The sequence below is a fragment of the Thalassovita autumnalis genome (genome assembly GCF_001458255.1).
Taxonomy (GTDB): Bacteria; Pseudomonadota; Alphaproteobacteria; order Rhodobacterales; family Rhodobacteraceae; genus Thalassobius; species Thalassobius autumnalis.
This window is the reverse complement of record NZ_CYSB01000025.1, coordinates 213,044-232,023: the sequence shown is the minus strand read 5'-3', so window position 1 is coordinate 232,023 and position 18,980 is coordinate 213,044. Positions and strand designations below refer to the sequence as shown.

Sequence of the window (18,980 nt, the reverse complement as noted above, 5' to 3'; positions counted from 1 at the left end):
GCTGTTTAGCTTTTCCCGCTTATCGATTGTTTTTACGACTGAAAAAGCGGGGATTCTTTGCGATAAACTCGGCGATCACAGCGGGCAACCCATGGCGTGGGCCGTCATGCGTCAGGTATTTCAGGTAAAGCCATCCGGCACTGGCGCCGATAAAGGCGCCGATCGCGTCCACGATCAGATCCCCCATGGTGTCCATCAACCCGGATTTCTGCATGTTGAGGCCAAACATCTGGTCCATTGCGAATTCAAATATTTCCCAAAACGCACCAATGGTCATCGCAAAACAAAAGGCAAAAAACGCCATCGCGATGGGTGGCGCGGCAAAAGCATTACCTTGGAACATCATGAAAACCAACACAAATCCGATGAGTCCAAAGCCAACGGCGCTGCCGCCATGCATGGCGATATCCCACCACCAGAAGGTTTCGTAGAAATCAAAGGTCTCCCCCAGAAACAGCGTGCCGCCAACGAACAGCACAATCGCCAGAATGAAACTGGGCGGCACCACCACCTCGGCCCAACGCGCCACGAAAAGTGGAGCCATGGACAACATCAGCGTCATCAGTGCAACAAAAGCGGCCGGCCAGTTGCCGACAAACAGCTCGGCCGCAGCGAAAATCAGCAAGATCAGCCAAATGATCCGCGCAAGCAGTGTTTGTTCTCGAAACAGGGTTCACACTCCTCAAATCGATCATATCTTAAAGGTATGATGGTACAGCGTTTTCGTCTGGCAAGCTACAACTTGCAAAAATGTGTGGGGCTGGACCTGCGCCGGCGCCCCGGGCGCAGCCTGCAGGTGATTGACGCGATCAGCGCAGATCTGGTGGTCCTGCAGGAGGCGGACAAACGTTTACCGCCCCGACCCGCCGCCCTGCCGCATGATCTGGTCGAAGATCACGGTTGGCAAATCCTGCCCTTCGGTCAGGTCGATGGCTCCCTTGGCTGGCATGGCAACGCAATGCTGGCCCGCCCGGGCATCGAGTTACTGAGCACCGCCCATATCGAACTGCCGGGGCTGGAGCCACGTGGCGCCATTCGCGCAGATCTGCGGACGCCGCTTGGCCCGCTGCGGGTGGTCGGCACCCATCTGGGATTGCTGCGGCGCAACCGGCACCGCCAACTGGCCGCGATCATGCGCCATCTGGATCAGCTGAGCGACCTGCCCACGGTGATTGCCGGCGATTTCAACGAATGGGGCTCGATGCGGCCGCTGCAGGCCATCACCCACGGCATGACCATCCTGAAATCCGCCCCCAGCTATCCGGCGCCGCGGCCGGTTGCCGGGCTGGACCGCTTTGCCCTCAGCAAAGATCTGCGTTTTGAAAAGCCAACGGTGCATCAGGCCAGACCGGCGCGCGTGGCCTCAGATCACCTGCCCGTCTGGGTCGATCTGCTTGCGGCGTGACATTTGGCGCACTGGCCGGCAAATCCGCTTGCCCCCAAGAGCTGACGCAGGTATCAGCGCCGCCCGCTGCCCCCTGTTGCAGCTACCTGTGGCCAACAGCCACGCAGCGGGCTAAACAAGAACGGCACCACATCAGACCTGCTGGATGTGATCAGATTTGGGGACAGGAATGAGCGAAACGATCATCTCACGCTGCGAAGCCATGGGCCTGCGGATGACCGAGCAACGCCGCACCATCGCGGCGGTTCTGGAAGAATCGGCGGATCACCCCGATGTGGAGGAACTTTATGCCCGCGCCTCTTCCCGCGATCCCCGCATTTCCATCGCAACCGTCTACCGGACGGTAAAGCTGTTCGAAGAAGCCGGAATTCTGGACAAACACGAATTTGGCGATGGCCGCGCCCGTTATGAGGACGCCGAGCGGGAACATCACGATCATCTGATCGATATGAACTCGGGCGAGGTGATTGAGTTCTGCGACCCCGAGATTGAACAATTGCAGGAAAAAATCGCCGAAAAGCTGGGCTACCGACTGAAGGGGCACAAGCTGGAACTCTACGGCGTGCCGATCAGCAAACCGCGAAGCTGACCCACCCTCCTGTCGCCCCTTGTCCCTGTGACTGCAAAGCCCTAACAGGGCTGAGGGAGCAGGAGGAGCGCACATCATGAACAATCTGCAGAGCATCGCATTGATGGTCTTTTCGATGGTGTGTTTCGCCATTGAGGACCTGTTCATCAAACAGCTGACCGGCGTCATGCCCGCAGGTCAGGTTCTGACCCTGCTGGGCGGCGGCGGTGCGTTTTTCTTTGCCCTGATGGCGCGCCGCGAAAGGGCGAGCCTGCTGCCGCCACTGAAAGGCAATGGCGTGCTCTATCTGCGCACCAGCTGCGAAGGGGTCGCGGCAGTGTTTATCGTCTCTGCTCTGGCGCTTGTGCCCCTGTCGACCTTTGCAACGGTGTTTCAGGCCAGCCCGCTGGCGATCACCCTGGGGGCGGCACTATTTCTGGGCGAAACGGTGGGCTGGCGCCGTTGGGCCGCGATCAGTGTCGGCTTCCTTGGCGTTTTGCTGATCATCCGTCCCGGCACCACCAGTTTTGACCCCGCCACCCTGCTGGTTCTGGGGGCTGTGGTGACCATTTCGGCCCGCGATGTAATCTCGCGTCGCCTGCCCGCCGCCACCCGCTCCTCTGTCGTGGCCTTTCAGGGCTTTGGCTCCCTCCTGATCACCGGGCCCCTGCTGATGCTGCTCATGGGCAACGCGCCGGTTTCCCTCAGCGGGAATGACTGGGGCGTCGCAGCGGTAACGATTTTCTTCGGCATGGTCGGCTATTACGCCATCGTGATGGCAACCCGGATCGGTGATGCCTCGGCGCTGGCCCCATTCCGCTACACCCGTATGGTTTTCTCCATGGGGCTGGGCATGCTGATCCTGGGCGAACGCCCCGATCTGATGACCTATCTTGGCGCCGCATTGATCATCGGATCCGGGTTTTACACCTACCTGCGCGAACGCCATCTGGCGCGACAGATTCGGAAAAATGTTAGCGCATGACATTTTTGCAAAAATCTGAGCGAAAACGTCCCAAATATTGGTCTGATTTTGATCAAACCACTGGGGTATTTCCCCTGATTTTCCGCCAATTGCGGGTTTTTCACCACGGGTGAGCGCAAACATGCATCTGCCCCCTTTTCCCCTGTGCCGCAGCGTTCTAAAAGCCGCGTGAACGGTCTTTTTTACAAAGGAAACTGGCCCATGAGCATTATCATCGACATTCACGCCCGCGAGATCCTCGACAGCCGCGGCAACCCCACTGTTGAAGTGGACGTGATCCTAGAAGACGGCACCATGGGCCGTGCGGCCGTGCCCTCGGGTGCCTCAACCGGGGCGCATGAAGCGGTAGAAAAACGCGACGGTGACAAAGACCGCTACCTGGGCAAAGGCGTGCTGGAAGCCGTCGCCGCCGTGAACGGTGAAATTGCCGAAGAACTGGTGGGCATGGATGTTACCGAACAGGTGGCCATCGACCAGGCGATGATCGATCTGGACGGCACCCCGAACAAGGGCCGTCTGGGCGCAAACGCCATCCTGGGCGTATCGCTGGCCGTTGCCAAAGCGGCGGCGGATTTCACCTCGCAGCCACTGTTCCGCTATGTTGGTGGCACCTCGGCGCGCACCCTGCCCGTTCCGATGATGAACATCATCAACGGCGGCGAACATGCCGACAACCCGATCGACATTCAGGAATTCATGATCATGCCTGTTTCTGCGGCCAACATCCGCGAAGCGATCCGCATGGGCGCCGAAGTGTTCCACACCCTGAAAAAAGAGTTGTCCGCGGCTGGTTACAACACCGGTATCGGTGACGAAGGTGGTTTTGCACCGGCGCTGGAGTCGACCCGTGTGGCGCTGGACTTCGTGATGAAGTCGATCGAAAAAGCTGGCTACAAGCCGGGTGAAGACATCTACCTGGCGCTGGATTGCGCCTCGTCTGAGTACTACAAAGACGGCAAGTATGAGCTGGCCGGCGAAGGCAAATCGCTGACCTCGGAAGAGAACGCCCAGTATCTGGCCGACCTCTGCGCCGACTACCCGATCATCTCGATCGAAGACGGCATGGACGAAGATGACTGGGAAGGCTGGAAACTGCTGACCGACAAGATCGGTGACAAGGTACAGCTGGTTGGCGACGACCTGTTTGTGACCAACCCCGTGCGTCTGGCCGATGGCATCGCGCAGGGCGTGGCCAACTCGATGCTGGTGAAAGTGAACCAGATCGGCTCGCTCACCGAGACGCTGAAGGCCGTCGATATGGCCCACCGCGCGCGCTACACCAATGTGATGTCGCACCGCTCGGGCGAAACCGAGGACGCCACCATCGCGGACCTGGCGGTTGCCACCAACTGCGGCCAGATCAAAACCGGCTCGCTGTCGCGCTCGGATCGTCTGGCAAAATACAACCAGCTGATCCGCATCGAAGAAGTGCTGGGCGAAACTGCCGAATACGCTGGTCGTTCGGTCCTGAAGTAAGTTCAGATCACCGAGAAAAGATTGAAAAGGGTGGGCCAGGTGCCTGCCCTTTTTGTTTAAGGGGGTGAGTGCGCGGGTGAGGCTGGGACGCCTCCGGCGGGAGTATTTGTGGAACGTTGAAAGGCGGTTTGGTCGCAGGCCGAAGTGGCGATCTGTTCTGATCTGGCTCGAATGGCACAAGACCCTGCGGCTTTGGCTGGACCTGCGGCGATCCCGGGCCTAAACCACGGGGAAAACATCTGAGGCCTCATGCAGATCCCATCCCCCGAAAACCAATTCCAGGCAGACCATGCCGCATTGATGATGGCGAGCTATGAGCGCCTACTTGGGCGTCCCTTGGCGGAAAGCGCAGAAGCGCTGTATCACAGTGACGCAGTAGTGCTGAGCCATGATGGCGCCGCGGACCCGGTGCTGACCTATGGCAATCTGACCGCACAAACCCTGTGGGAGATGGGCTGGGACCAGCTAACCGCCCTGCCCTCCCGTCTGACCGCGGAGCCCGCGCATCGCGCCCAGCGGGACGCGATGTTTGCCGAGATGCGCGCCAAGGGGTTTATCGAGAATTACCACGGCATACGCATTAGCGCCTCTGGCACCCGGTTTGAGATCCGCAATGCGGTGATCTGGCCGCTGTTGGACGCCGCTGGTGTAAGACGCGGCGAGGCTGCCAGTTTTACCGATTGGCAGGTGCTGCAACCCAACGCGCCCGTCGGTTATTGAAACCGATCCGGGCGGTACGGTTTCAGCAGCGGCGCACGGGGATCATCGTTCAGCTCCTCCGCCACGATCTCAGCCACAATCGCCGCCAGCGTTGCGCCTGAGTGCATCACCGACAGGTAGAGCCCACGCGGACCGATCGCGCCAATCGCTGGCAAGCCGTCGCCGGGCACCGGGCGTGGCGCGACCATGGCTTGTTCCCATTCAGGGCGCAGCGCCGGGAACAACGTCTGCAAACGCGCTTCGGCATCTGCCAGCAAGGGCATCAGATCCGGGATCGCCTCGGCTGTGTCGCCCTGATGGCCGGGTGAGGTTGGGAACAGCAATCGGCCGCTGGGGTCCTGCCGCACCTCCAGCTGAGGCGTGACGAGGATCTGATCCATGATACGGGGCAGCGGGCGGCTGCGCATCAGCACACCGGGGCGGGTCAGCATCGGTAGCTTGATCCCAAGCGGGTCCAGCAGTGCCGCCGCGCCGGTGCCTGCACAGACCAGCACCTGATCGGCGGCAACGGGGCCGCAGGTGGTCTCCACCCCGGCAATCCGGCCTGACCGTTCGATCAAACCGGTGGCGCGCAGCCCGGCAATGACCCTGGCGCCTTTGGCCTGCGCGACCTTCAGGAGCCGCGCCACAACCTCCCCCGTCTCAGCCGCACCTTCTGCCGGGAACAATAGCGCCTCCTCCGGCGCGGTCGCCAGATCCGGCAGCCGTTTCTTGACCTCAGTGGCCGCCATCAACTCCACCGGATAGCCCAAAGCGCCAAGATCGCGGTGCAGCTTATGCAGCCCCTCACCCTGTTCTTCCCACCAGAGCGCCCCCGGCCAGCGCAGCGACAGTTCGGGCACATCGGCCTTCAGGCGGCGCCAGGCCTCCATGCCCGCAAGACGTAGACGGAAGTGATCTTCATCAGCAAAGAAGGACGCATTGAGCCAGCCAAAGCTGCGCCCAGATGCCGCCTGTCCTGGCAGGCCGGCATCCAGAACTGTCACCTCAGCGCCGCGCCGGGTCAGCTGAAACGCCAGCGCAGCCCCAATCAATCCTGCCCCGACAATTGCGATCTTCTGCGCCATCTACTACTCCTGATCTCAGTTACTTCCGAACGCTACAGGTTAGACATGGACGCGCAAGCCATTATCGATCATTTGCAACTGGATCCCCATCCCGAGGGCGGCCATTACCGGCAAACTTGGGTGGCTGAGGCGGGCGAAGATGAGCGCGCCGCCGGCACCAGCATCTATTTCCTGTTGAAGGAAGGTGAACAGAGCCTGTGGCACCGGGTGATCGACGCGGCTGAGATCTGGCATTACTACGCCGGGGCGCCGCTGATCCTTTCGATGGCGGCCAGCGAAGAAGGGCCGGCGGTGGATCACCTGCTGGGCCCGGATCTGGCCGCGGGTCAGGAACCACAGCTGATTGTGCCAATGAACCATTGGCAGGCGGCGCGCAGCACTGGCGCTTACACATTGGTTGGCTGCACCGTATCGCCCGGATTTTTGTTTGAAAAATTTGTGCTGGCGGAACCGGGGTTTAGCATCCCCGGGTGAGGCGCCCGGGAAAACTGCCCCCACGTCACCCCGATACCGTATTTGCCGCAATTCACCAAACACCCTCGAATAATAGGGTATGGATGCAAAAGACCTCATCGACATGCTTGGCCTCTCCCCCCATTCGGAAGGAGGTTACTACGCCCGAACCTGGACAATCCCGGAACAGACCGGCCCGGAACAGACAGGCGCGCTGGCGACCACGATCTACGTGCTGTTTGAACAGGGCGATATCACCACCTGGCACCGCAAAAGCTCTGACACGCTGTGGCATCACTACTATGGTGCGCCGCTTCTGGTGTCCTCATCGCCGACGCAGCACGGGCCGCGGCAGGATCGGGTTCTGGGAACAGATTTTGCGGCTGGCGAACGGCCGCAAATCCCGGTTGGACCTGATTATTGGCAGCGCACCGAGTGCTTGGGGGCGTTCACACTGGCCGGTGTAACCGTTGCGCCGGGTTTCCGGTGGGAGGATTTCACCCTTGCCCCGCCGGATTTCGACATTCCCAAGCTAAAGTCACAGCCCACCTAAGCCGCGCCACAGATCTTACCGGTCAGCTTTGCAGGTGTTGGACCAGCATACGGGTTGATGGATCCTTGCCATCCGGCACCTCTTCGCCCGACAGCACTGGCCCCAGAGCCAGCGCCAGCTCCTTGCCCAGCTCCACACCCCATTGGTCATAGGAGTTGATGCCCAGCAGAACCCCTTCGACAAAGACGCGATGTTCATAAAGCGCCACGATCTGGCCCAGCACAAAAGGCGTCAGCTTGTCATAGATCAGCGTGGTGGACGGGCGGTTACCCGGGAACACACGGTGGCGGGCCTGTCGGTCCAGCTCATCCCCGGTGAGGCCCTTGGCGGCCATGATTTCAGTAGCCTCAGCCAATGATCGACCTTTCATCAAGGCCTCAGACTGGGCCAGACAATTGGCGACCAACAGGTGATGGTGATGGCTTAGATCAGCTTCAAACCCCTGTTTACCAACCATAAATTCGCAGGGCACAATGGCGGTACCCTGATGGATCAGCTGATAAAACGCATGTTGCCCGTTGGTGCCCGGCTCCCCCCAGACCACGGGGCCGCTGACCGATTGCAGATCCGCCCCATCCATGGAAACGCGCTTGCCGTTGCTCTCCATCTCCAGCTGCTGCAGATAGGCGGGCAGCCGTTCCAGCCGCTGTTCATAAGGCAGCACCGCGCGGGTGGCATAGCCCAGCCCCTGATGATGCCACATGCCAACCAGCGCCAGCAGCACCGGCAGGTTCTGACGCAGATCCGCTTTGCGGAAATGATCGTCCATCGCACGCGCGCCGGCCAGGAAGTCTGCGAAATTTTCAGGACCAATGGCGATCATCAGGCTCAGCCCAATCGGCCCCCACATGGAGTAGCGGCCGCCAACCCAATCCTCAAACCCAAAGACGCGGGAGGCATCGATGCCAAAATCAGCGGTCTTTTCGGCTGAGGTGGACAGGGCCGCAAACTGGGCGCCGGGGTCCGCCACCAGTGCCCCCATCCATGCCTTGGCTGAGGCCGCATTGGTCATAGTCTCAATCGTAGTGAAGGTTTTTGAGGCCACGATCACCAGCGTGGTTTCCGGGTTCAACCCTTTCAGCACATCGGCCAGATGCGCCCCATCGATGTTGGAGATGAAGTGACACCGCGGCCCGTTGCAATAAGGTGCCAGCGCCTTCACCGCCATCACAGGACCCAGATCAGAGCCACCAATCCCGATGTTCACCACATCAGTGATCTTACCGCCCTGCCCGATATAGCTGCCGTCGCGCACCGCATTGGCAAACTCTGCCATTCGGTCACGGGTGGCCCGCACACCGGGGATGACATTTTCGCCGTCTACCTCAACCACGGTGCCAAAGGCCGCACGCAACGCCGTATGCAGCACCGCGCGCCCTTCAGTCTCATTGATCTTGGCACCTGAAAACATCGCATCGCGTTTTTCAGCCAGTCCAGCCCGCTCGGCCTCGGCCAGCAGGAACTCCAACGCGTCGCGATCAAGATTGGTTTTGGAATAGTCAAACAACAGGCCGTCGGCGTGGGTCGAAAACGCCATGGCGCGCCCGGCATCTTTGAAGAGATCCAGAATATGACGACCCTGCGTGCGCTTGGCGTGGCTGGCAAGTGTCTGAAAATCCATTGTGTCGCGTCCTATCTTGGCGTTTTGATCGGCAGGTTGTTCAGTGGCTTTTACGGTGCCCAATGCACCGTTGCATTGTCCAGAATGGCACGCACCGGGGCCTCTTCTGCCGTTAGGTGGCGGGCCCGTTCCAGCGCCTCTTTCTTATCTTCGCCCATGATGACGATGTGAAGGTTAATCGCATCACGCAGCACATGAGCCGACAGTGAAATCCGCTGTTCTTCCAGACCCTCGGCGCGCATCGGAACCAAAACAGGCGCATGGGCGTCCAGCGCCAAACGCAGGTTGTCGCCACGCGGGAACAGCGAGGCGGTGTGCATATCCGCCCCCATTCCCAAAAGCGCCACGGAGATCGGCAGTTTCGGCTCAATCGCTGGCGCCAGTTTGGCCACCATATCCTCAGGTGCGTCGGCGTCGGCATAAAGCGGCACCATGGAGGCGGCGCTGGCGTGATCGGTCAGCAGACGTTCGCGCACCAGTTTGGTGTTGGAACGCGGATGATCCTCAGGCACCCAACGTTCATCGCTGAGCATCACATCGACCCGGCCCCAATCCAAATCGGCAGCGCAGAGATCGTCAAAAATCGGCCCTGGCGTTGTGCCGCCTGGCACCACCAAGGTCACACGATCTTCGTGATGCAGAATGCTGGCCAGTTCGCCCGCCAATTTGTTGGCCAGATCGATCGCCAGCATATCGCGGTCAGGGTATTCAACAAAGTTCATGAGCGGATCTCCCTCCAGCGGCGGCCGTCCTGGTGCATCATCGCCAGTGAATCCTCAGGTCCAGCGCTGCCGCTATCGTAACTTGCTGGCCGGTCGCCACGCGCCTCCCAGCCATTGATAATCGGATCGGTCCAGGCCCAGGCGGCCTCCACCTCATCGCCGCGCATGAACAGCGTCTGGTTGCCCCGGATCACATCCATGATCAGCCGTTCATAAGCATCTGTCACAACCTCGGCTTCTGGCCCCAAAGCCTCGGAGAAGGTCATGTCCAAAGGCACATCCACCAGACGCATGCCGCCCGGCCCCGGCTCCTTGATGGTCACATCCAGATCGATGCCCTCATTAGGCTGCAGCCGGATCGACAGGGTGTTGCGGTGACGGCCTGCATCCTCATCAAAAATCGAATGTGGGGTTTCTTTGAAGACCACAGCAATTTCGCTGGCGCGCGCCTTCATCCGTTTGCCGGTGCGCAGATAGAACGGTGTGCCGGCCCAACGCCAGTTGGAGACATGCACCTTCATCGCCACAAAGCTTTCGGTTTTGGACTGCGGATCATTCACGTCCTCAAGGTAGCCGGTACGCTCCCCATCCGCCTTATACTGGCCGCGCACAATGTCGCCCGGCTCCACCGGATCCAGCGCGCGGATCACTTTCAGCTTTTCATCGCGCACCGCATCGGGGTCAAACTTCGCCGGCGGCTCCATTGCGATCAGACACAGAAGCTGCATCAGGTGGTTTTGCACCATGTCCCGCATCGCGCCTGAGCGGTCATAGTATTCACCCCGCCCCTGCACACCGACAGTTTCGGCCACGGTGATCTGAATGTGATCCACATACTGGCTGTTCCACAGCGGTTCAAACAGCATATTGCCAAACCGGATCGCCATCAGGTTCTGTACGGTTTCTTTGCCCAGATAATGGTCGATGCGGTAGATCTGGCTTTCGTCGAAATGCGCCGCCAGCGATGTGTTCAGCGCTTTGGCGGTTTCCAGATCCCGGCCAAAGGGTTTTTCCACCACAATCCGCGTGTCCGGATCGACCATTCCATTCCCATGCAGCCGCTCTGCCAAAGCGCCAAACAGGCTGGGCGCGACTGAGAAGTAGAAGGCCCGCACTTTGCCTTCGCGCATTTTACCGGCCAGTTCTTTCCAGCCATCGGTGCCCATTGCATCAACTTTGACGTAATGCAGCGCGGCCAGAAAGCCCTTAAGCTGATCGGCATCCGGTTTTGGCCCCGGGTTAAATTCAGCCAGCGCGTCCTTCACCAGTTTCTTAAACGCCGCATCATCCATGTCCGAGCGCGCGGCGCCGATGATCTGTGATCCCTCGGGCATCTGGCCGGCACAATACCGGCGAAACAGGGCAGGCAGAATTTTGCGGCGGGCCAGATCCCCGGTTCCGCCAAAAATGACCAGATCAAAGGGATCGACTGGGATGACACGCGAGACCATGAAACTATCCTTGTCAGCGCCTGCCAACCTGCGAAAGCCAGCAAGCTAATTGTGAGTATGTTAGCGCTATCGACGCCCTGATACTTTATCCCTGCGCCACAGTCTAGCATTCAATCCATTTATCGTCGCTGAATTGAATTATCACAATGGCGTCAGCCATATGTGACGCCCTTTCACTGGCGAAACGTGGCATATAAGGTCCCAGCAAGACGCAGTGATGAGGGCGAAATGAAAGATTCCCAAACAGTTGTCGCCAATGAAGGCAAATTCATTGACCCCCGACTGACCGCTGACGGGCAGGCCCGCGCCCATGTCGCCCTGTCCAACCCCGATACGCTGTGGTTCAACACTGGCACGCTGTGCAACATCACCTGTGCCAATTGCTACATCCTCAGTTCGCCCACCAATGACGCGCTGGTCTACCTGACCGTGGCCGAGGTTGAGGAGTACCTGAACCAGCTGGAAGAGCGGCGCTGGAACGTGCGTGAAATCGCCTTCACCGGTGGCGAGCCGTTTATGAACCCCGACATGCTGGCGATGACCGAAGCGGCCCTGCGCCGTGGTTATGAGGTGCTGATCCTGACCAATGCGATGCTGCCAATGATGCGCAAACGCATGCGCGAAGGTCTGATGCGGCTGAACACCACCTTCCCCGGCAAGTTGACCTTGCGGATTTCGCTGGATCACTGGGACGCTGAGGCGCATGACGCAGAGCGCGGCAAAGGCGCCTTTGAAAAATCCCTGACTGGCATGGATTTCCTGCGCGACAACAATGTGCAGATGGCTGTCGCGGGCCGGGCGCTCTGGCATGAAAGCGATGCCGCCGCCCGCGCTGGCTATGCCGCGATCTTCAAGGCACGGGGCTATCAGATCGATGCGGACAACCCGGCCCAATGTGTGCTGTTCCCCGAAATGGACATGAGCGCCGAAGTACCTGAAATCACCGAGGCCTGCTGGGGCATTTTGAACAAATCGCCTGACAGCGTGATGTGCGCCTCGTCCCGGATGGTGGTGAAACGCAAAGGCGCGGCCAGCCCCACCGTGCTGAGCTGCACCCTGCTGCCCTATGACGAACAGTTTGAAATGGGTACCACCTTGGCCGAGGCTGAGGCAGAAGTTGCCCTGAACCACCCCCATTGCGCCAAGTTCTGCGTCTTGGGCGGCGCCAGCTGTTCTGGCTAAGCAGGCTATAGGTTTCGGTGGCTAGGGGCTTTGCCCCTCGCCGCGCTGCGGCTCACCCCAGAGTATTTTTGGAACGATGAAAGCGCCGGTTCCCGCGTGATCAACCGGGGTGGCTGACCGTGCCACCCCCAACAAGCGCCGAGACGCCGGTGGTTTCGGGGCTGGAGGTCGGCAATCCTTTGGCAACACGGATCGCCAGATAGGCAAAGGCCTGCGCCTCCAGCATGTCACCATCCAGTCCAACCGCCTCAACCGGTTTGACAGGGCAATCGATCCCCGCCTGCAGCATCTGCATCATGACCGGATTGTGCCGCCCACCACCAGTCACCAGGATCTGTGACGGTTTGCTGGGGCAATGATCCAGCGCCAACATCACCGCAGTGGCCGCCATGCCCGTCATCGTCGCCGCAGCATCGGCATCACCCAGTTCCCGCACCAGATCCAGCATGTCGGCAAAGGCATCGCGGTCCAGGGATTTGGGCGGGATCTTGGGGAAATAGGCATCATCCAGAAACAGCTCCAGCGCGCCATCAACCACTTCACCCTGCGCCGCCAAAGCACCGTCCATGTCATAGGACAGGCCGCGCCGCTCTTGCATCAGATCATTGATCGGCGCATTGGCCGGGCCGGTATCAAAGGCCAGCAACGCGCCGGGTTCTTCCGGGGAGGTTTTGCGCGGATCAACCCATGTGATGTTGCCGACGCCGCCGAGATTGAGAAAGCACAAAGGTTCCGTCGCCCCGATCCACTTGGCACAGGCGAAATGGAAAAACGGCGCCAGCGGCGCGCCCTGCCCACCCAGACGCACATCGGCCGAGCGGAAATCCCAGGCCACCGGCACGCCCAGAAGTGCCGCTAATACTGCGCCATCGCCGGCCTGATGGGTGCCACGCCCGCCGGGATCATGCGCCAGAGTCTGCCCGTGAAAGCCGACCAAAGCGGCACCCTCAAACCCAGACAGCAATTCAGCATGGGCCTGCACACAAAGCTCCGCCACCTCCGCAACGCCGGCCTCACCGGGCCAGCGCCCTAATCCTGCGCGCAGAACCTCCTGCTCCGCAGCGGAGTACGCGCGATAGCCACTGTCGCCAAACCCCAGGATCGCATGACCGTCGCTTTGCAACATCGCCGCATCCACACCATCCAATGACGTGCCTGACATCGCCCCCAGCGCCCAGATTGGCGCGTCTTTTGCCTGCTCCTGCATTCGCCCCTCAAAGCCCTCACTGCAAAACCCCTGAAAGGGTGCAAATTCACACCTTCCCCCTTGGGTAGATGCAGCTTATACACACGGGCGCAAAGCTGTAAGGGACAAAAGCAATGACCTACCACCCCAAATCGGATTTCATGCGTGTCATGATGGAGCGCGGCTTTATCGCTGACTGCACCGATTATCAGGCACTTGACGAAGCGCTGTGTGAGGGTGTGGTTCCCGCCTATATCGGCTTTGATGCGACGGCAAAATCGCTGCATGTCGGATCGCTCATCCAGATCATGATGCTGCGCTGGCTGCAGAAAACCGGCCATAAACCGATCACCCTGATGGGCGGCGGCACCACTAAGGTGGGCGATCCCTCGTTCCGCGCCGATGAACGCCCACTGTTGGATGAGGCCGCGATCAACGACAACATCAGCGGCATCAAACAGGTCTTTGCCAAATACATCGACTACTCGGATGCCGACAACGGCGCCTTGATGCTGAACAACGCCGAATGGCTGGATGGGCTGAACTACCTGGAGTTCCTGCGCGACATTGGCCGCCACTTCTCGGTCAACCGGATGCTGTCGTTTGAATCAGTGAAATCGCGCATCGACCGCGAACAATCGCTGAGCTTCCTTGAGTTCAACTACATGATCCTGCAGGCCTATGACTTCCTGGAACTGAACCGCCGCTACGGCTGCCTGCTGCAGATGGGCGGCTCGGACCAGTGGGGCAACATCGTCAACGGCATCGACCTGACCCGCCGGGTGATCGACAACCAGATCTTCGGCCTCACTTCGCCGCTGCTGACCACCTCGGAAGGCAAGAAAATGGGCAAATCGGCGGATGGGGCTGTCTGGCTCAACGCCGACATGCGCAGCCCGTATGAGTTCTGGCAGTTCTGGCGCAACACCACCGACGCCGATGTGGGCCGCTTCCTGAAGCTCTACACCGAACTGCCGGTCGAGGAATGTGACCGCCTCGGCGCACTGGCAGGTCAGGAGATCAATGACGCCAAGGTGATCCTTGCCAATGAGGTGACCACCCTGTGCCACGGCGCAGAGGCTGCTGCAGCAGCTGAAGCAACCGCACGTGAGGTCTTTGAAAAAGGCGGCGTCGGTGATGACCTGCCCACGCTGGAGCTCTCCGCCGCGGATCTGGGCGATGGCATCTCCATCGTGCAGCTGATCGTCAAATCGGGCCTCGCCAAATCCGGCAAAGACGCCAAACGCCTGATCAAGGAAAACGGCGCCAAGCTGGATGATGAAAACCTGACTGACGCAGGCCTGATGGTGGACGCCGCCAAACTGGCGCAGCCGATCAAGCTGTCTGCGGGCAAAAAACGCCACGCGCTGGTGAAACTGGCCGACTAAGCCGTCGGAGAGATTGAGAATTTGGAACGCCCGCGCCATGGATGGTGCGGGCGTTTTTTTGCCGGGACTGAGGTAACATCTCCTGTAGAGACAGCACTATTAGCCTACGCTAAGCGGACTTTCCTGCCATTGACGTACCATATTTGAAAGTCCGATTTGGCGATCAGCCTGTCAGTGTCTAATGTAGCCTGATCGATCTATGGTGTCGTTCTGATCGTAGCAAACATACAGACTGTCACCATCTAAAGACATCGCGCTGCACATACCCAAATAGTGAGCTTCGCATTGTTCGCCGCCAACTACGACGATGGTGTCATGCTCGCCGATTAACTCTGCAACCTCGGACTTAGATGTCTCTCGGTTATGCAAGAAATTTTGTCGTAGGTCCTGAACCATTGCCCCACGAGGGCATCGTTGGCGTTGCTGAGAACAGCTATCATCAGTGTTTGCTTCGCATTCCCCATTTGCCGCCCATTCTTCTTTGTTGAAAGTTGCGCCACGGAACGCTTCGCCGGATGACCAAAACAATAGCCCTATGATGACCAACGCCACGGCGAAAATGGAAGATAAAGCTACTAACAAAAGTTTCTTGAGCACAGATTAGCCTCAATGGTGGTTCTCGAAATACCTTCGCATGTAAAGGGAGCTGAGCTCAAGAAAGAGGAAAGCAGACCTTAGCTGCAATACAGAAGTTCGGCACTTTGGGTTCAAAGCCGACCTTAACGGCCACCCGAATATAACCTACTCCATCGCGGGCAATTTCAGCGCCTTGGCCTCGGCCCGGCTCAGCTGCGCGCCCTGTTTGCGGGTTAGCAATTCCTCGCGTGCTTTTTCATACTGCGGGTCCTGCCAGAACATCAGGCAGCCATTGCAGCCGCGGCCGCAGCAGCCTTCGACGCCGACGCGGTTGGTTTTGTGCCGTCGCTCAACGCCGCCTTCCCCGATGGCATCAACCAGCTTGTCGCGCGACCGGCCATAGGCTTTGGGGCGATCTTTGCCGGACGCCTCAATCCCCTGCACCACCTTATCCAGTTTGATCCGGGCCCATTGTTCATCCGTCAGGGCGCGTTCCTTGCGCATCACGGTGTATTCCGGGAATTGCGCACGCAGCCAATCCGTATCCTCATGATCAAACAGCGCAAAGGGCACCCGGATCACCGTCTTGGTGGAGCCGTGAATAACCTCTTTGCGCGCGCCCGTCGCGGCCTCTTCAAAGTCATACATCCGCAGCAGCACAGTTTCCTGCGCGATGGGGGAGACGAACTCCAGCACATCGCCCGCTTCCAGCTTGTTTTTCACCTCAATCAGGAAGGCATCTGCCTCCACCCCGACAACCACACCGGCATATTCCCACTGGGCGATGGCGGCGGTGTGTTCATAATTATGCGCGTGATTGGTCAGCCGCCCCTCATGGAAGGCCAGCGTGTAGCCACGGTTCCCGACCGTTTCCAGCTCCGCCATATAGGGTTTCGGATCCCAATTTTCGGGATCCTCGTAATAGGCATCAATGGCCATGCGGTAGGCGCGGGCCACAATGGCGCAGTAGTATTCAGATTTGCCGCGCCCTTCGACCTTCAGGCAATCCACGCCGATCTTCAGATAATCATCCAGTTTCGGCATGATACACAGATCGCGGGAGTTCATAATGTAGCTGCCACGGCCATCCTCTTCGATCGGCATCAACTCTCCGGGCCGGCAGCCCTCTTCCAGTAAAAACTCAAACATATCAGAATTTTCTGGCGTGATATTCAGGTCTTCAACCGTGCCATCCTTCAGCCGCATCCGCACCTGGTAATTCCAGCGGCAGGAGTTGGCGCAATTGCCCTGATTGGCGCCGCGTTCAGCCATGAAATTGCTCAGCAGGCAGCGCCCCGAGTAAGTCATGCACATGGCGCCATGCACAAAGGCTTCCAGCTTCACATCCGGGCATTTTTCGCGGATCTCAGCCAGTTCGGGATAGGAGACCTCACGCGCCAGAACCACCAAAGCGGCGCCCTGATCCTGCCAGAAATCCACCGACAGCCAGGAACAGACGTTCGCTTGGGTTGAGATATGCAGCGGTATTTCCGGCGCGTGTTTCTTCACATAGGTAAAGACGCCGGGGTCCGCGATGATTAGCCCGTCCGGCTGCACCTTACGGATGGTTTCGATATACTCATCCAGCTTTGGCACATCTTTATTGTGACTGAACAGGTTCAGCGTCAGATAGGCGCGTTTGCCATGGGCGTGGCAGAACGCGACGCCTTCGATCACCTCTTCCAGCGAAAACTGCGACTTGGTGCGTAGGCTCATATCCGGCGTGCCAAGGTAAACGGCATCGGCGCCATAGAGCACAGCCATTTTCAACTTGCGCAGATTGCCTGCGGGCATCAACAGTTCGGAACGTCTCATCTGGGCCTCTCGTTGCGGGACAAGAGGGCCTGATAAACGAATTTCAGCCAGAGAAAACAGGTGTTTTCGCTGTATCTTTACCGGATCTAAGCAGGATCCCTACTGGCGGTTCAGCGCGCCGCCAGAGCCTCTTCCAGAACTGATTTCACCACCGCGCGATCCACCTCGGATGTGACAAAGGCCTGCCCGATGCCGCGGGCCATGATGTAGTTGATCCTGCCATCCTTGACCTTCTTGTCCTGGCTCATCAGATCAATCAGCGCTTCTGCATCCGGCAGATCGCCGGGAATGTCCTTCAGATCCACCTTCATACCCATGCGCGACAGGTGTTCGCGCACGCGGCTTGGATCTTCCTGACTGCACAGACCCAGACGCGAGGATACTTCAAACGCCAGCGCGCAGCCGATAGCCACCCCTTCGCCGTGCAGCAGCCGGTCAGAATAGCCCGTCGCCGCCTCCAGCGCGTGGCAGAAGGTATGGCCCAGGTTCAACAGCGCACGGTCGCCCTGCTCGGTCTCATCCCGCGCAACGATGTCCGCTTTCATCTCAACCGAGCGTTTGACCGCGTAGATCCGCTTGGCCATGTCCCCAGCGGCGGCGTCTTCGGCGTTGGCCTCCAGCCAGTTAAAAAACGCCGCATCGCCCAGCAACCCGTATTTCACCACCTCGCCGTAGCCGGCAAGGAAATCCCGTTTGGTCAGCGTGCCCAGCATCTCGGTATCGGCCAACACCAGCGAGGGCTGGTGGAACGCGCCGATCAGGTTCTTACCCTGCGGCGCGTTGATGCCGGTTTTGCCGCCAACTGAACTGTCCACCTGCGCCAGCAGGCTGGTCGGGATCTGCACAAAGCGCACGCCACGCCGCATCACGGCGGCGGCGAAGCCCACCAGATCGCCAATCACACCACCGCCAAACGCAATGACAACATCGTTGCGTTCAATCTTTTCTGCCAGCAGCCATTCCACCGAACGTTCGAAATGCGGCCAGCTCTTGGTGGCTTCACCCGCCGGCAGCTGCAGGGAAACCATTTCAATATCAGCCGCTTGCAAGCCAGACTTCAACGCATCAAGGTGCAATGCCGCAACATTTTCATCGCTGATCACCGCGACCTTCTTACGCCGCAGCAATGGCGCAATCAGCTCACCCGATCGCGCAATCAGACCGGGACCAACCAGCACATCATAGGCGCGATCCCCTAACGGAACATGAACGGTTTCAACGGTCACAGCGGTCATTTCGGCATCTCCAACACATCAGGGCGCGTCACCAGCGCCTCAACAACTTTGTCACGGGTCATTTCAATGGAATAACTTGGCTCCACCGGAACCTTCAGATCCGCCATCGCATAGATCGGGGCGCGTTTTTCGTATATTTCCGAGAGGGTTGCGAAGGGATCTTCAGTTTTCAGAAGGGGCCGCGTATCTTTATGTTTGACCCGGTTCCACAGAAGCTGCAGATCCGCCTTCAAACAGACCGCCACACCTTTTTCAGAAATCATTTCCCGGTTCCGCTCGGCCAGAAAGGCGCCGCCGCCGGTTGACAGAACGCAAGGCGCCGCAGTCAGCAGCCGCTCAATCACCTGGGTTTCTTTCTGCCGGAAGAAAGCTTCGCCGTCGCGGGTGAAAATCTCAGCGATTTCCATGTTCGCCGCGCTGACAATTTCAGCATCCGAATCGAGAAAAGGCACCCCAAGCTTGGCCGCCAAGGCCTTGCCCACAGCCGTTTTTCCAGCCCCCATCATGCCCACCAGCACAACCGTTTTCTTCAGCTTCCACGCCATGATGCCCCGCCCTTCGGCCAACCTCTGCCGTT

The 18,980-nt window shown here is 59.3% G+C and carries 20 protein-coding genes; 10 read left to right on the top strand and 10 right to left on the bottom strand.

The window, feature by feature from the left end; translation table 11 throughout:
• Window positions 1-19: 19 nt before the first annotated feature.
• Complete coding sequence (locus TL5118_RS07135) at window positions 20-601, bottom strand: DUF2238 domain-containing protein (RefSeq protein ID WP_503169807.1); 582 nt, start codon at window positions 599-601, stop codon at window positions 20-22.
• Here TL5118_RS07135 and TL5118_RS21605 point away from each other — a divergent pair.
• From TL5118_RS21605 to TL5118_RS07110, 6 genes are all read left to right on the top strand, one after another.
• The gene (locus TL5118_RS21605; RefSeq protein ID WP_242601747.1) at window positions 543-710 is read left to right on the top strand and encodes a hypothetical protein; all 168 of its coding nucleotides are present in this window, start codon (window positions 543-545) and stop codon (window positions 708-710) included. The genes TL5118_RS07135 and TL5118_RS21605 overlap by 59 nt on opposite strands.
• Window positions 710-1,405 carry an endonuclease/exonuclease/phosphatase family protein gene (locus TL5118_RS07130; RefSeq protein WP_242601746.1) on the top strand — a complete coding sequence of 232 codons (696 nt, stop codon included), beginning with the start codon at window positions 710-712 and terminating at the stop codon, window positions 1,403-1,405. The genes TL5118_RS21605 and TL5118_RS07130 overlap by 1 nt, the downstream gene beginning before the upstream one ends.
• A 169-nt stretch (window positions 1,406-1,574) precedes the next feature.
• Window positions 1,575-1,994: a Fur family transcriptional regulator gene (locus tag TL5118_RS07125; protein ID WP_058241964.1), complete on the top strand. Its 420-nt coding sequence runs from the start codon at window positions 1,575-1,577 to the stop codon at window positions 1,992-1,994.
• A 76-nt stretch (window positions 1,995-2,070) separates the two neighbouring features.
• Window positions 2,071-2,958 carry a DMT family transporter gene (locus tag TL5118_RS07120; protein ID WP_058241963.1) on the top strand — a complete coding sequence of 296 codons (888 nt, stop codon included), beginning with the start codon at window positions 2,071-2,073 and terminating at the stop codon, window positions 2,956-2,958.
• A gap of 201 nt (window positions 2,959-3,159) precedes the next feature.
• Window positions 3,160-4,434, top strand: a complete 1,275-nt coding sequence (gene eno, locus TL5118_RS07115) for a phosphopyruvate hydratase (RefSeq protein WP_058241962.1) — start codon at window positions 3,160-3,162, stop codon at window positions 4,432-4,434.
• 249 nt (window positions 4,435-4,683) lie between these two features.
• The gene (locus TL5118_RS07110) at window positions 4,684-5,154 is read left to right on the top strand and encodes an MEKHLA domain-containing protein (protein WP_058241961.1); all 471 of its coding nucleotides are present in this window, start codon (window positions 4,684-4,686) and stop codon (window positions 5,152-5,154) included.
• Here the strand turns inward: TL5118_RS07110 and TL5118_RS07105 are convergent.
• On the bottom strand, window positions 5,148-6,221 hold the full coding sequence (locus TL5118_RS07105) for an NAD(P)/FAD-dependent oxidoreductase (RefSeq protein ID WP_058241960.1): 1,074 nt from the start codon (window positions 6,219-6,221) through the stop codon (window positions 5,148-5,150). The genes TL5118_RS07110 and TL5118_RS07105 overlap by 7 nt on opposite strands.
• Window positions 6,222-6,266: 45 nt before the next feature.
• Between TL5118_RS07105 and TL5118_RS07100 the strand changes: the two genes are divergently transcribed.
• Both TL5118_RS07100 and TL5118_RS07095 read left to right on the top strand, forming a co-directional pair.
• The gene (locus tag TL5118_RS07100) at window positions 6,267-6,695 is read left to right on the top strand and encodes a cupin domain-containing protein (RefSeq protein WP_058241959.1); all 429 of its coding nucleotides are present in this window, start codon (window positions 6,267-6,269) and stop codon (window positions 6,693-6,695) included.
• A 79-nt stretch (window positions 6,696-6,774) separates the two neighbouring features.
• A complete protein-coding gene (locus tag TL5118_RS07095; protein WP_058241958.1) occupies window positions 6,775-7,227 on the top strand; it encodes a cupin domain-containing protein in 453 nt (150 codons plus the stop codon).
• 22 nt (window positions 7,228-7,249) lie between these two features.
• On the opposite strand, the gene pgi is transcribed toward TL5118_RS07095, so the two are convergent.
• Genes pgi through zwf form a run of 3 tightly spaced genes read right to left on the bottom strand, consistent with a single transcriptional unit; the run spans window position 7,250 to window position 11,021 of the window.
• Window positions 7,250-8,848, bottom strand: coding sequence for a glucose-6-phosphate isomerase (pgi, locus tag TL5118_RS07090; protein ID WP_058241957.1), 1,599 nt, complete (start codon window positions 8,846-8,848; stop codon window positions 7,250-7,252).
• Between the two features lie 50 nt (window positions 8,849-8,898).
• Window positions 8,899-9,570, bottom strand: a complete 672-nt coding sequence (pgl, locus tag TL5118_RS07085; RefSeq protein ID WP_058241956.1) for a 6-phosphogluconolactonase — start codon at window positions 9,568-9,570, stop codon at window positions 8,899-8,901.
• Complete coding sequence (gene zwf, locus TL5118_RS07080) at window positions 9,567-11,021, bottom strand: glucose-6-phosphate dehydrogenase (protein ID WP_058241955.1); 1,455 nt, start codon at window positions 11,019-11,021, stop codon at window positions 9,567-9,569. Before zwf ends, pgl begins: the two co-directional genes overlap by 4 nt.
• A gap of 228 nt (window positions 11,022-11,249) precedes the next feature.
• Here zwf and TL5118_RS07075 point away from each other — a divergent pair, with 228 nt between their 5' ends.
• Entirely contained in the window at window positions 11,250-12,203 is a 954-nt protein-coding gene (locus tag TL5118_RS07075; RefSeq protein WP_058241954.1) for a radical SAM protein, read from the top strand.
• Between the two features lie 100 nt (window positions 12,204-12,303).
• Here TL5118_RS07075 and TL5118_RS07070 read toward each other — a convergent pair whose 3' ends face one another.
• Window positions 12,304-13,410, bottom strand: coding sequence for an anhydro-N-acetylmuramic acid kinase (locus TL5118_RS07070; RefSeq protein ID WP_058260775.1), 1,107 nt, complete (start codon window positions 13,408-13,410; stop codon window positions 12,304-12,306).
• Between the two features lie 113 nt (window positions 13,411-13,523).
• On the opposite strand from TL5118_RS07070, the gene tyrS reads away from it, so the two are divergent.
• Window positions 13,524-14,777, top strand: a complete 1,254-nt coding sequence (tyrS, locus tag TL5118_RS07065) for a tyrosine--tRNA ligase (protein WP_058241953.1) — start codon at window positions 13,524-13,526, stop codon at window positions 14,775-14,777.
• Between the two features lie 171 nt (window positions 14,778-14,948).
• On the opposite strand, the gene TL5118_RS21170 is transcribed toward tyrS, so the two are convergent.
• The 4 genes from TL5118_RS21170 to TL5118_RS07050 all read right to left on the bottom strand — a co-directional run bounded on the left by TL5118_RS21170 (window position 14,949) and on the right by TL5118_RS07050 (window position 18,969).
• Complete coding sequence (locus tag TL5118_RS21170) at window positions 14,949-15,374, bottom strand: hypothetical protein (protein WP_131727420.1); 426 nt, start codon at window positions 15,372-15,374, stop codon at window positions 14,949-14,951.
• 144 nt (window positions 15,375-15,518) lie between these two features.
• A complete protein-coding gene (locus TL5118_RS07060; protein WP_058241952.1) occupies window positions 15,519-17,168 on the bottom strand; it encodes a U32 family peptidase in 1,650 nt (549 codons plus the stop codon).
• A 110-nt stretch (window positions 17,169-17,278) separates the two neighbouring features.
• A complete protein-coding gene (gene aroB / locus TL5118_RS07055; protein ID WP_058241951.1) occupies window positions 17,279-18,403 on the bottom strand; it encodes a 3-dehydroquinate synthase in 1,125 nt (374 codons plus the stop codon).
• On the bottom strand, window positions 18,400-18,969 hold the full coding sequence (locus TL5118_RS07050) for a shikimate kinase (protein WP_278044372.1): 570 nt from the start codon (window positions 18,967-18,969) through the stop codon (window positions 18,400-18,402). The genes aroB and TL5118_RS07050 overlap by 4 nt, the downstream gene beginning before the upstream one ends.
• Window positions 18,970-18,980: the final 11 nt, after the last annotated feature.